This is a genomic window from Catenulispora acidiphila DSM 44928 (assembly GCF_000024025.1).
GTDB lineage: Bacteria > Actinomycetota > Actinomycetes > Streptomycetales > Catenulisporaceae > Catenulispora > Catenulispora acidiphila.
The window spans coordinates 4,838,971-4,851,413 of record NC_013131.1; the positions used below are offsets into that span (position 1 = coordinate 4,838,971).

A 12,443-nucleotide genomic window follows, 5' to 3' on the forward strand; every position below is an offset into this window, starting at 1 on the left:
CCGCCGCTCAGCACGCGCGCCACCGCTCTTACGCGGACATCAGCTCCTACGCGGGCATCGGCAGCAGCATCACCGGCGTGGTCGTCGGCTGCGCCGAACCACCGGTCGGCTCGACCGTCAGCCCGATGGTCTGCGCGTCGCCGAGCCCATGAGCCAGCACCGAGTCGAAGGCCTCGGAACCGATCGGCACCAACCCGCCGGAGCGGGCTCCCGAAGGACCCATCATCCACAGCTGATACACCTTGCCCGGCGAGAGCTGGCTGAGCCCGCTGACCGTGATCGCGGCCTCGTCGCGCGACCGGGAAACCAGAACCCTGCCGCTGCCGCCGGTACTCACGGTCACGCTGTCGCTGTGCGCGTCGGGCGCCGCGAGCAGCGCGGAGATCGTCGTGCTGCGCTCGCGCGCCTGATCGATCTGATTCTGCTGGTCGTTCAGCCGGACGCCCAGCACCGCGACGACCACCGCCATCCCGGCGGCCAGACCATAGCCGAGCCCTGTGAACCAGCGCCGCCGCGGCCGGGGTGCGGCTTGCCGCGCCGGGGTGTGGTCGATGATCGGCGGGATCTGCCGGGTGACCGCGATCCGCGCGTCGACCGCCGCCTTCAGGCGTGCCGGCGGGGTCTCGGCGGCGGCGGAGGCCAGCAGCGCCGCGGTCTCCTGCAGCTCGGCGACTTCCTGCACACAGGTCGGGCACTCGGCCAGATGACGCTCGAACGCCTCGCGTTCGGCGGGCTCCAGCGCATGGCACACGTAGGCACCGGTCAGGGAGTGGACCTCAGGATCCATCGTGTTCATCCTCCCACCCCCAGGCAGTCGCGGAGCCGGGCCAGGCCGTCGCGCAGACGGGTCTTCACAGTTCCCAGCGGGCTGTTCAACAGGTGCGCCACCTGCGAATAGGTGTAGCCGCCGTAGTATGCCAACGTCACGGACTCACGTTGTAATTCTGTGAGGCCCTCCATGCAGCGCCGTACGCGCTCGCGGTCCAGGTGCGCCTCCACCGCCTCGACCACCTCGTCGAACGGCGGCTCGACCATCAGCTCGGCGGCGCGCGCCTCGCGGCGGGCCGCGGCGTCGGCGGACCGGACGCGGTCCACGGCGCGCGCGTGCGCCATTGTCAGCGCCCAGGCGCGGGCCGAGCCGCGGTTCGGGTCGAAACGGCTGGCGGTGCGCCAGATCTCGACCAGCACCTCCTGCGCCACCTCCTCGGCCTGCGCGGGGTCGCGCAGCACGCGGCGCGCGACACCCAGGACCGGGCCGGCCAGCTGCCGGTAGACCTCGTCGAAGGCTTCGCGGTCGCCGAGTGCCACCCGGTGCAGCTGCGTCTCCAACGTCGCCTGCTCCTCGGCAGCGGACCTGGAGCCGGCACGTCCGAGCATGGGCTGTGGTCTCCAGTCCTCGAAGTCGGTGGGGGCGCGGCGGTGCGCTGTCCGTCCCAATTCTCGCCTCACGACAGCTATTCGGTGCCCAGGCCGCACCGGATTGGTCCAGACGGGTCGCATTTTCGCAGTTTCCCCGAGACCGGCTCGCCGCCATCCGATCGAGTGACGCGCCGCGGCGCGCGCCAATCCGCGGCGCGAGCTGTTCCGAAGCGGTGGCATGAGGCGCTTGGGCGGGACGATCGGTACGGCTGCGGCACGCGTGGCGTCGTGGGGGAAGGCGCGGGCGCTGCCCGGCGCGGCGATCGGACTGATCACGGCCGGTCTGGCGGTCGGGGTGGGGGAGTCGGCCGCGGTGTGGTTCGGACCGCGGACAGCGCCGGCGATCGCGGTCGGCTCGGCGGCGATCGACCTGACGCCGACACCGCTGAAGGAGTACGCGGTCCGGAACTTCGGAACCGACGACAAGCTCGTTCTGCTGACCGGGATCTACGCCACGCTCGGCGTGATCGCGGTCGCTGCCGGGATCGTCGCGCTGCGGCGGCTGGGTATCGGGATCGGTCTGGTCGCGGCGTTCGGGGCGGTGGGTGCGTGGGCTGCGTTGTCCCGCCCCACTTCTGCGGGCGGGGATGTGTGGCCGTCGTTGCTCGGGGCGGCGGCCGGTGGTGTGGCGATGGCGGTGTTGGTGCGGAGTTATCAGTATCAGCCGAAGTCGCCGTCTTCTCCTTCCCCTTCCCCTTCTCCTTCGCCCTCCCCTTCCTCGCGCCTGCCGCTCTGGGCTCAGAATCGCCGCGGGTTCCTGGTCCTGGCCGTCGGCGGTGCCGGAGCGGCCGCCGTCACCGGACTCGTCGGACGCGTCGCGGTGGACCGGCGGTATGACGTCGCGGTGAAGCGCTCGCGGGTGCGGATCCCGGCGCCGTCCGTGCGTGCGCCGGCACTTCCGGCGGGCGTGCACCCGAACGTCGCGGGACTGTCGGACTTCATCACGCCGAACCCCGGCTTCTACCGCGTCGACACCGCGCTGGTGTTGCCGCAGGTGGACCCGGACGCCTGGACGCTGCGGATCCGCGGGATGGTCGACCACCCTCTCGAGCTGTCCTTCGCCGAGTTGCTGGCCCGGCCGCTGATCGAGCACGACCAGACGCTGTCGTGCGTCTCCAACGAGGTCGGCGGGCCCTACGTCGGCACGGCGCGCTGGATCGGCGCGTCACTGGCCGATCTGTTGCGGGAGGCCGGTATCCGGCGCGGTGCGGACCAACTGGTCGGACGCTCGATCGACGGCATGACCATCGGCACGCCGGTGGAATCCGTCCTCGACGGCCGCACCGGGCTGCTCGCGGTCGCGATGAACGGCGAGGCGCTGCCCATCGCGCACGGATTCCCCTGCCGCATGCTGGTCCCCGGCTTCTTCGGGTACGTCTCGGCGACCAAGTGGCTGGTGGACCTGGAGCTCACGACCTTCGCCGGCTACGACTCCTACTGGGTCCAGCGCGGCTATTCGCAGACAGCGCCGGTGAAAACCGCGTCGCGCATCGACGTGCCCAAGCCGTTCGCACGTGTCCCGGCCGGCGCCATCACCGCTGCCGGGGTGGCTTGGGCCACCCATCGTGGGATCGACGCCGTGGAGGTCCGCTCCGACGGCGGTCCGTGGAGGCTCGCGCGCCTGGCTCAGGCGGACACGCCGGATACCTGGCGGCAGTGGACGTGCGAGCTGACCTTGGAGCCGGGTCTGCACAAGCTCGAGGTCCGCGCGACCGACGCCGGCGGAGCCGTGCAGACCGAGGCGCGCGCCGACACCTTCCCCAACGGCGCCACCGGCTGGCATTCGGTGGTGATCACCGCGACCTGACGCTGCCGGGAATCAGACCTCGACGATCGTCGAAATCCTGAAAAACATTGACCAATCCGGAACGTCCCCAGCCACGAATACCGATCGTCAGCAGCACCCAGACACACCCCGAACATCGAATCAAGGAGCTGAATATGTTCTCCACCCGGAGCAAGACCGCCGCCGCCCTGCTGTGCTCGGCGGCGATCGCGGTGAGCGCGAGCGCGTGCAGCAGCAGCGCCAGCAAGACCGCAGCCGCTTCGAGCACCTCCTCCTCCAGCATGGCGTCCAGCACGACCCCGGCCGCCGGCTCCACCAGCGCCACGACCTCCTCGGACACGAGCACGGCCGCCGGCAGCACGGCAGCGTTCGGCAGCGCCTGCTCGGCGGTCCCCACCACCGGCCCGGGCAGCTTCACCGGCATGGCCACCGATCCGGTCGCCACCGCCGCCTCCCACAACCCGGTCCTGTCCACGCTGGTGACGGCGGTCGGCGCGGCCGGCCTCGGCGACACCCTCAACAGCGCCCAGAACATCACGGTCTTCGCCCCCGCCAACGACGCCTTCACCAAGATCCCCGCCGCCACCCTGAAGTCGGTCCTGGCCGACAAGGCGCAGCTCACCAAGATCCTGACCTACCACGTCGTCTCCGGAAAGCTCACCCCCACCCAGCTCGCCGGCACGCACACCACCCTCGAAGGCGGCACCCTCACCGTCACCGGCTCCGGCCAGTCCTTCCAAGTCAACGGCGCCAACGTGATCTGCGGCAACGTCCAAACCGCCAACGCCACCGTCTACATCATCGACACGGTCCTGACGCCCCCCACCAGCTGACGCCCCCCAGCCGGCGCCTCAGCGGCGTGCGCGCGGTGGACGGATGACGCGCCGTCCACCGCGCCGGCGCGCGGTACGTGCTTCTGGCTTTGTGGGCCGGGGCGCGGGTGCGCGGCTGAGTTGGGGTTGGTGCGGTTGGTTGGTGGGTTTTTAGAAGCTTTCTTTACGGCTTCGCGCGGGTGTTGATGGCCTCGCAGGGGGCGCAGTTCGGTGGAGCGTGTCTGGGTTGCGTTGGCGGCTGGCGGTTGTGGGTGCTCCGAAAAGATTGGCAGAGCCCGCCGACGCGACAGTGATGATGGTGGTGGTTCTGCAGCCGGTCGGGTTGTCTCACGACGCGACCGACACCCGCCAGCCCCAACGTGTGCGCAGTGACTCGGACCGACGCGCGGTCGTGAACAGCCTCCACTTCCGGCCGCCAACGCCACCCAGCCACGCGCCACCGAACTGCGTCCCCTGCGAGGCCATCAAACCATGCTCGAAGACGTAAAAAGCTTCTAAAAGCCCACAAACCAACCGCACCCAACCCCTCACACCCCACCCACTCTCACCCACCCATCCCACCCGCGCATCAATCAGAAGCGCCCGAAATCCGCTTCGGCGGCCGCGGAATGAAGCCGCTGGTGCGCGCCACGTAGTCGGCGTAGCCGGGGCGGGTGTTCGTGAGGTGTGCCTCTACCATGGGTTTGCCGCTGCCGGAGGTTAGGAGCCAGGTCATCAGGGCTGGGGACAGGATGGTCAGTGGCACGGGCCAGGCGGCGGCGCCGATGAGGAACAAGCCCCACCATACGCAGGCGTCGCCGAAGTAGTTCGGGTGGCGGGTGTAGCGCCAGAGGCCTTCGGACATCAGGCGGCCGTGGTTGGCGGGGTCGGCTTTGAAGCGGGCCAGCTGGTAGTCGCCGGTGGCCTCGAAGCTGATGCCGAGGAGCCAGAGCAGGAGGCCGATCACGGCCGGCGTCACGCCCCAGGCGGAGCCGCCGGTGGCGACCAGCCCGACCTGGACCGGCAGCGAGATGAACCACACCAGGACTGCCTGCAGCAGGTAGACCTTGGTGTACGCGACCAGCGTCGGGTTGCCGCGCGCCTTGCCCAGCATCGCAGCATAGCGCGGGTCCTCCGGGGCGCCCCAGCCGCGTCGTGCGATGTGGATCGAGAGCCGCAGTCCCCAGACGATCGTGCAAAGTGTCAGCAGCCAGCGACGCCAACCGTCGCCGTGCTCGGTGGTCATCGCCGCGGTCACGACGGCAGCCAGCGCGAAGGCAGATCCCCATACGGCGTCGACGTATCGGTGACGCTGTCGAGCAACACCGGCGACGAACACGGCACTGAACACGATCACCAGCACCAGGAGAACTACCCCCGAGACGGCGGCGAACGACCCCACTGATTCGGACTGCATCCTCAACGTCCTCCGGTCTTTGCCATAGTCGCCTCAGCCGCCATATCCGACTTAGCGCCAGGCCGAGGCCGAGGCCGAGGCACCACCGGCAGCCCGCGCAAAAACAGCGCGACGCCCTGCCGCCGAATCCGTCCCGCGACCGCGAGCGGCGCCAGCGGATGGCGCGCAACCATCCGCAACAGCTCCCTAGCGGTAGCGACCCGCCGCACCCCGTGCACGCTCGCCACGAACGGCGGCGCACCACCGGGCAGATCCAGCCGGATCGAGATGCTCAGCCGCTCATCGGGCTCCGGAACCCGCATCCGGTAGACACCGCCGTCGATCGGCAGGAACGGCGAGACGTAGAAGTCCTTGGCGACGTCAGCCCGACCGCTCTCGTCAGGAAAGAGCAGGTAGGAGTGCCGTCCGCCATACGTGTTGTGCACTTCCGCGACGACGCAGACCAGCTGGTCGTCGGCGTCGCGGCACCAGTAGACGGTCAGCGGGTTGAACACGTACCCGAACACCCGCGCCGCCGTCAGCATCAGCACCCTGCCACCGTCGAGGAACACGCCGCGATCGGCGAGGAAGTCCTCAAGACCCGCGCGGATGCTGATGTCGGTCCCGGTGAAGTGATCACCGGGGACGAACCCGGCGAGCGCCCTCAGCGGACCCGGTAAGCGAGGCAAATCGTCGAGATCGACCAGCCACAAGTACGAGCCGTACGTGAAGTCGTTCGCGACAGCGCCGCGCCGCACATGCCGGATCCGGCACTCGTACAAAGCCGCCGCACTCACCACGTCACCCCGAAAGCCTCGGCCGCCGCCACCCCCGAAGCGCAGCCGTCCTCGTGGAACCCCCAGCCGTGATACGCCCCGGCGAACGCGGTATGCCCGGTCGTCAGCTCCGCCAGCCGAGCCTGCGCCGCGACCGACTCCGGCGTGTACACCGGGTGCTCGTACCGCATGCGGTCGATCACCGCCGCCGGATCGATCCGGTCGGCGGCGTTCATCGTGACCAGGTACTCCACCGGCGCGTCGAGCCGGTGCAGCTGGTTCATCGCGTACGTCACCACGGCCCGGTCGGTCGCACCGGTCGCACCGGTCGCGCCCGCCACGCCGCCCCGGGCACACGAGGGCAGCAGATAATTCCAGGAGCTGTACGCCGCACGCGTCGAAGGCAGCATCCGGGCATCGGTGTGCAGCACCGTCTCGTTGACCGAGTACGGAATCGCCCCGAGTACGGCCGTCTCCGTCGCGCTGGCGTCGGCGAGCAGCCGCAGCGCCTGGTCGGAGTGGGTGGCGACGACGACCTTCGCCACCGTGTGCACCTCGTCGGCGTCGTCACGGATCGTCACGCCGCCCCCGGTGCGGCTCAGCGACCGCACCGGGGTGCTCAAGTGGACGGCGTGCAGGTTCTTCACCGCTTGGTCGACATACGTCTTCGACCCGCCGCTGACCGTCCGCCAGCTCGGCGAACCGGTGACAGCGAGCATGCCGTGATGATGCAGGAACTGGAACAGGTACGCCGCCGGGTACCTCTCGGCGGTCTCGCGCCCGGAGGACCACACCGCCGAGACCAGCGGCAGGATGAAGTGGTCGGCGAAGAACCGCGAGTAGCCGCCCGCGGCCAGGAACTCGCGCAACGTCGTCCCCGACGCCGCAGGTCGGGGCGTGTCCTGCAGCAGCTGCCGGGCCTCGCGGTGGAACCTGCGCACCTCCAGCAGCATCCGCACGAACGACGGCCGCAGCGCCTGCCCCGGCGTGGCCAGCAGCCCGCGCGGGCCCTTGGCGCCGGCGTACTCCAGCCCGCAGCCCTCACACCGCACGCTCATCGACATCTCCGTCGGCTGGGTCGCCACGCCGAGCTCGTCGAACAGCCGGATGAGGTGCGGATACGTGCGCCGGTTGTGGACGATGAAGCCGCTGTCGACCGACCGTATCCGCCCGGAATCGGCCACCTCGTGGGTGTGCGCGTGGCCGCCGAGGCGGCTGTCGGCTTCGAACAGCAGCACGTCGTAGCGGCGCTGGAGCAGGTAGGCCGCCGTCAGCCCGGCGACGCCGGACCCGATCACCGCGACCCGCTCACGGTGGCTGCCGTGGCTGTCCCGATCTGATGCCGAACCGGTCACCGGTACCTCCCTCAGCGATGTCTGAACAAGAGGTATTCGGTGCCGGAGCCGGTCCGGATTGGCGGATCTGGAAGAAGGGGCAATCCGGACCGCGCCCGGCACCGAATACCCATCGGGAGCACCCGGACGCGCGCGCCGGACCGATGCCGGCGCCCCGACCTGCTGGAATGGAGCGGTGAGTCAGTCAATGCCCTCGTCGTCGCCCTCGTCTTCGTCGTCGCCCTCGCGATCGTCTTCGCCGTCGCAGCCACGGGCCGCGGTCGCGCTGTTCACCCGCGACCTGCGCGTCCACGACAACCCGGTCCTCGCCGCGGCGGCGGCCTCCGCCGACGGCCGGGTGGTGCCGCTGTTCGTGCTCGACGGCGGCATCCTGCCGCGGATCAGCGAGACCCGGCGAAGGTTCCTGGAGGAGTCCCTGGCAGACCTCGACGCCGCGCTGCGCGCTCTCGGCGGTCGCCTCGTGCTCCGCTCGGGGGACGTCGTCGCAGAGGTCTGTCGGGTCGTCGCCGAGGTGGACGCGGTCGAGGTCCACTTGGCTTCCGACGTCACCGCCTACGCCCACGAGCGCCAGGACGCACTCGCCGCGGCGTTGCGCGCGAACGGCGCGGAGCTCCATCTGCACGACCAGGTCCACACCATCCAGCCGCCCGGCGAGCTGCGACCCAACGACCGCGACCACTTCTCGGTCTTCACGCCCTACTGGCGGCGCTGGGCCGAGATGCCGCTGCGCGCCCCGGCCTCCGCACCGCGCCTGACCGTGCCGGACATCGCCGGGCTGGAGCTACCGACAAGCGCTGATTCCACGCTGTCCGGCGGATTACGCGGCGGCGAGACACAAGGGCGCAAGCGCGCCAAGCAGTGGCTCGGCAAGGCCGTCGAGGACTATGAGGACATCCACGACGACCTCGCCGCCAACGCGACCTCGAAACTGTCGCCGTACCTGCACTTCGGCTGCGTATCAGCGACCGAACTCGCTGCTCGCGCCAGCCGCGACCACCCCGGCTCCGGCACTGAGGCGTTCCTGCGGCAGCTGTGCTGGCGCGACTTCCACCACCAGGTCATGGCCGCACGCCCCGACGCCGCGCACACTGACCTGCGTCCGCGCGGCGCGTGGGTCGACGACCCCGAAGCGCTGGACGCCTGGACCGCCGGTCGCACCGGCATCCCGATCGTCGACGCCGGCATGCGCCAACTCGCCGCCGAGGGCTGGATGCACAACCGCGCGCGGCTGATCACCGCCGGGTTCCTCACCAAGACGCTCGGCATCGACTGGCGCTCCGGCGCCGCGCACTTCGCGCACCACCTGCTGGACGCCGACGTCGCCAACAACATCCTGAACTGGCAGTGGGTCGCCGGGACCGGCATGGACACCCGTCCCAACCGCGTGATGAACCCGCTGCGGCAGGCGACGCGCTACGACCCGTCGGGGGAGTACGTGCGGCGCTACGTGCCCGAACTCGCCGATCTCTCCGACGCGGCGGACGTCCATCAGCCCTGGCGCCTCGGTCCGGTCGCGCTGAAGGAGCTCGACTATCCCGCGCCGATCGTCGAAGTCGACGGCGGGAAGGTCGGCAGGCGGCTGGCGGAGCCAGGAGACGCGCTGTTCTAAGCGCTCGCTGAGCCCTGGAATCGTTACTGCTGAACGTTTTCCGCCTGTGCCCGTCCTGCTTCGGTGAGGCGGGCCAGCGCGGCCAGATGCCGGTCGAACGCGGTACGTCCCTCGGCGGTCAGCGACAGCCAGGTGCGCGGTCGTCGGCCGACGTGGCCTTTGCGGATGCGGACGTATCCGGCCTCTTCCAACGCGGTGGCCGCCTTCGACAGCGTCGGTCCGGCGATCGCACAGGTCTCCGCCACCGTCCCGAACTCTGCCTCGGCGCAGCCAGCCAGGAACGCGGCGAGCTTGAGCTTGGGCAGCGTGCCGAACGCCTCGTCCGGCTCGAGCACGTCGGGGTCGGGTGCGCCAGACTTCGTGGTCATCGCGCTGCCTGGTCGGCCAGCCGCCGCCAGGTCGCCGCGCCGAGCAGCAGCCCGACCGCGATCTCCAGCCAGCCCCACTGCGCGATCACCACAGCCACCATCGCCGCCGCCATCAGCGCCCCGAAGAGCCCGGCCGTGCGCAGCTGCCGGCGCCGGGTCGCCGGATCGACGGCGCAGGCCTCGAACTTCGGCACCACCCCGGACCGCCGCCATCCGGCGACCACCGCCAGCATCGTCGTGAACGTGAGCACGACCAGTGCCGCTCCCGTCAGCCCGACGGCGCGCGAGGCGGTGCCGTGGAGCAGGTAGCCGGTCCCCATGAGGGACAGCGAGGCGGCGTAGCCGACGCCGACGGTCGGCGGGAACCACGCGGGGAAGGGACGCCGGTCGGCGGCGGCGCGCAGGGAGGTGGCGGTGTCGAGCGCGATGGCGGGGGTCAGGTCCTCGGTCATGGTTTCACTCTAGCATCTACTTTCCATTTGGAAAGCAGATGCCGATCCGAGGGGCCCGCGGCGGGGAACTGGCCAGTGCTGGCGCGGCTCGCTCAGCGGTAGAGCGGCAAGCTTCCGCTGAGCCGCTGGACCGCCTTCTTCGCGCCGACGACCGCGACGCCGACATACACGTGGTCCTGCGACCCGGTGACCTCCATGGACTGCATGTAGGAGCCGTAGTCCCGAGCCGCCTGAGCCGCGGAGGTGAAGTCGACGAGGAAGACGTCGGGCTCAGCGAGCGCCTTGGTGACGATGCTGTGTAGGACCTGCGCGTCGGCTTTGAGGATCGGCAGCGGGACTTCGGTGATCGCTTGGTGCACCTGGCCGTCGCGGTCCTTCACGTCTGGTCCGAGCGCTGATTCGCCGTAGGCGTCGCCGATCGAGAGCGCCAGGACCGCCGCGGCGTTCATCGCCAGGCCGGTGGGCAGCGCGTCGTCGATGACGATCGCGCACTTCTCGAAGCGCGGCAAGGTGGTGTCGAGCAGCGGCATGAGGGACTCCTCGCGGTGTGCTGTCAGGCAGAGTTGATGGTCGGTGATCTCGGCGTTCGGACGAACCACCACCGGATCTGATGGCCGACAGTAGCTCGGCATGCGGCTTCAGTGCTCAAGATCCGAATTAAGTTCTGCTAGGTTGCCGATGTGACCGAACTGGACGCCATTGATTCGGCGCTACTGGCGCTTTTGCAGAACGATGGACGGCGCACGAACCGTGAGCTGGCCACCCTGCTGAACATCGCGCCGTCGACCTGCCTGGAACGGATGCGCGCGTTGCGCCGGCGCGGGCTGATCGTCGGGTACCACGCGCAGGTGGATCTGGCGGCGATCGGACGGCCGCTACAGGCGCTGATCGCGGTGCGCGTGCGTCCGCCGAACCGCGCGGTCATCGACGGGTTCAGGGCGTTCGTCGAGGAGCTGCCCGAGGTGCTGTCGGTGTTCGTCGTGTCCGGGGGTGACGACTTCCTGATCCATGTGGCGGTCAAGGACACCGATCAGCTGCAGGCTCTGGTGCTGGACAAGCTGACGCGGCGCAAGGAACTCGCGGACGTGCGGACGTCGCTGGTGTACGAGCACTTGCGCAAGACGGAGATCGCGCCGCTGTGAAGCGCGGGAAGCCAGTTCGGCGGCCGGTTCGGGACGCTTACGTCCCGAGCCGACCGCCGTGCCGGTATGCCTGACTGGTTCGCATCACAGGCGGGGCGTCACAGGCTGGTGGCCGTGATGTCGCCGGCGGAGGCGGTCGCCTTGATGGTCAGGGCGGCATCGGCGCCGTCGCCGTTCTTCAGTGCGTTGGTGATCCGCCCGCGGGAGGTACCGGCGTCCAGGGTGGCCGAGACGCCGCGGGCGGCGTGCACGGTCACGTTTCCCGCCTCGGTGCGCAGCTCGACGACGCCGGCGACCGCCTCGGCGATCGTGATGTCGCCGGTGCCGTTGCTGATCTGCGCCGAGCCGGTCAGGCGCCCGATGGCGACCGAGCCGCTGTGCACGGTCAGCCGCGCGCCGGCGACCTCGGCGAGGTCCACGAGGCGGTAGGCGCCGTCGAAGACGACCTCGCCGAGCGGTCCGGTGCCGTACAGCTCGGCCGCGGCGGCCTTGCCCTCGACCCGCGAGCCGGCGGGCACCTGCACCGTCACGTCCACCGAACCGGAGCCGAGGAACCGGCTCGCCTCAGCGGTCGTGATGCGCAGTATCCCGTCGCTGTACTCGACCGCGGTCTGCTCGGCGGCCTTCACATCCCGCTTCTTCGAGGACTCAGCCGGCAGCACCTCGACCGTGGACTCGGCACGCTCACCGGCGACCAGCCGCACCCGGCCCGCCGGGATGTCCAGCACGACGAGAACCGGCTCGGGGGTGGCGAAGGTGTTCATGGCATTCTCCTTGCTCAGCGCCGCGAGCCCCATCGGCCCGCCGTCGTGTCTTCACTTTCGGCGGACGCGCTGACACGGACCTGACCCGAGGCTGACTCGGTCCTGACTCGGACCTGACTCGGTCCTGACAGCGCCGCTGACGCGCGGAAAAACCGCTGGGATCGGGCACAGCGCCCGATCCCAGCGGTGGTTCGCACCTGATCACACCATCGTCAGCACCCTCAGTTGGTCTCCAGCACCTCGGCGAAGGCGAGGATCACGCCGCTGGTCGCGTGCTGCTTCGTGGCGCCGACGAGCGGACCGGCTTCGGCGGCTGCCGCGCTGGCGGCCGCGTAGTCGGCGAAGTACAGGTCCAGGAGGCGGTAGGCGGGGGTGGCGCTGCCGTCCTCCTTCGGCCAGACCTTCGCGGCCTCCAGGCGGAGCAGGCCGGGGAGCTTGCGGGCCAGGGCGAGCTGGTCGGGGTAGGCGGCTTCGAACGCCTCGGGGTCGGCGGGGTTGGAGTAGACGAAGGTGATCTTGGTCTGGTTGACGTGCTCGGTCATGGCGACCTCCTGGTTGTCAGCT

14 protein-coding genes are annotated in these 12,443 nt (G+C 70.1%); 4 read left to right on the plus strand and 10 right to left on the minus strand.

What is annotated here, in order from left to right; all coding sequences use genetic code 11:
- Positions 1–46: 46 nt before the first annotated feature.
- Positions 47–787 carry an anti-sigma factor gene (locus CACI_RS21085; protein WP_015792856.1) on the minus strand — a complete coding sequence of 247 codons (741 nt, stop codon included), beginning with the start codon at positions 785–787 and terminating at the stop codon, positions 47–49.
- A gap of 5 nt (positions 788–792) precedes the next feature.
- Positions 793–1,377, minus strand: coding sequence for an ECF RNA polymerase sigma factor SigK (gene sigK / locus CACI_RS21090; protein WP_015792857.1), 585 nt, complete (start codon positions 1,375–1,377; stop codon positions 793–795).
- A 220-nt stretch (positions 1,378–1,597) separates the two neighbouring features.
- Between sigK and CACI_RS21095 the strand changes: the two genes are divergently transcribed.
- The gene (locus tag CACI_RS21095) at positions 1,598–3,226 is read left to right on the plus strand and encodes a molybdopterin-dependent oxidoreductase (protein ID WP_015792858.1); all 1,629 of its coding nucleotides are present in this window, start codon (positions 1,598–1,600) and stop codon (positions 3,224–3,226) included.
- Between the two features lie 134 nt (positions 3,227–3,360).
- Positions 3,361–4,038 (plus strand): fasciclin domain-containing protein, encoded by a 678-nt coding sequence (locus CACI_RS54325; RefSeq protein WP_015792859.1) that lies wholly within the window; start codon positions 3,361–3,363, stop codon positions 4,036–4,038.
- A 568-nt stretch (positions 4,039–4,606) separates the two neighbouring features.
- Here the strand turns inward: CACI_RS54325 and CACI_RS21105 are convergent.
- The 3 genes from CACI_RS21105 to CACI_RS21115 are packed head-to-tail and all read right to left on the minus strand — an operon-like array spanning position 4,607 to position 7,544.
- Positions 4,607–5,434 (minus strand): DUF1295 domain-containing protein, encoded by an 828-nt coding sequence (locus tag CACI_RS21105; RefSeq protein WP_015792860.1) that lies wholly within the window; start codon positions 5,432–5,434, stop codon positions 4,607–4,609.
- Positions 5,435–5,436: 2 nt separating this feature from the next.
- Complete coding sequence (locus CACI_RS21110; protein ID WP_015792861.1) at positions 5,437–6,210, minus strand: DUF1365 domain-containing protein; 774 nt, start codon at positions 6,208–6,210, stop codon at positions 5,437–5,439.
- Complete coding sequence (locus CACI_RS21115; protein ID WP_015792862.1) at positions 6,207–7,544, minus strand: NAD(P)/FAD-dependent oxidoreductase; 1,338 nt, start codon at positions 7,542–7,544, stop codon at positions 6,207–6,209. Before CACI_RS21115 ends, CACI_RS21110 begins: the two co-directional genes overlap by 4 nt.
- A gap of 187 nt (positions 7,545–7,731) precedes the next feature.
- On the opposite strand from CACI_RS21115, the gene CACI_RS21120 reads away from it, so the two are divergent.
- The gene (locus tag CACI_RS21120; protein WP_015792863.1) at positions 7,732–9,153 is read left to right on the plus strand and encodes a cryptochrome/photolyase family protein; all 1,422 of its coding nucleotides are present in this window, start codon (positions 7,732–7,734) and stop codon (positions 9,151–9,153) included.
- A 23-nt stretch (positions 9,154–9,176) separates the two neighbouring features.
- Here CACI_RS21120 and CACI_RS21125 read toward each other — a convergent pair whose 3' ends face one another.
- From CACI_RS21125 to CACI_RS21135, 3 genes are all read right to left on the minus strand, one after another.
- A complete protein-coding gene (locus tag CACI_RS21125; RefSeq protein WP_015792864.1) occupies positions 9,177–9,521 on the minus strand; it encodes a transcriptional regulator in 345 nt (114 codons plus the stop codon).
- Positions 9,518–9,973: a hypothetical protein gene (locus tag CACI_RS21130; RefSeq protein ID WP_015792865.1), complete on the minus strand. Its 456-nt coding sequence runs from the start codon at positions 9,971–9,973 to the stop codon at positions 9,518–9,520. The genes CACI_RS21125 and CACI_RS21130 overlap by 4 nt, the downstream gene beginning before the upstream one ends.
- 92 nt (positions 9,974–10,065) lie before the next feature.
- Entirely contained in the window at positions 10,066–10,572 is a 507-nt protein-coding gene (locus CACI_RS21135; RefSeq protein ID WP_223297606.1) for a DUF2000 domain-containing protein, read from the minus strand.
- A 90-nt stretch (positions 10,573–10,662) separates the two neighbouring features.
- On the opposite strand from CACI_RS21135, the gene CACI_RS21140 reads away from it, so the two are divergent.
- A complete protein-coding gene (locus CACI_RS21140; protein WP_041542129.1) occupies positions 10,663–11,115 on the plus strand; it encodes an Lrp/AsnC family transcriptional regulator in 453 nt (150 codons plus the stop codon).
- A 98-nt stretch (positions 11,116–11,213) separates the two neighbouring features.
- Here the strand turns inward: CACI_RS21140 and CACI_RS21145 are convergent, their stop codons facing one another.
- A complete protein-coding gene (locus CACI_RS21145; RefSeq protein ID WP_015792868.1) occupies positions 11,214–11,879 on the minus strand; it encodes a DUF4097 family beta strand repeat-containing protein in 666 nt (221 codons plus the stop codon).
- A 221-nt stretch (positions 11,880–12,100) separates the two neighbouring features.
- Complete coding sequence (locus tag CACI_RS21150) at positions 12,101–12,421, minus strand: EthD family reductase (RefSeq protein ID WP_015792869.1); 321 nt, start codon at positions 12,419–12,421, stop codon at positions 12,101–12,103.
- Positions 12,422–12,443 lie beyond the last annotated feature (22 nt).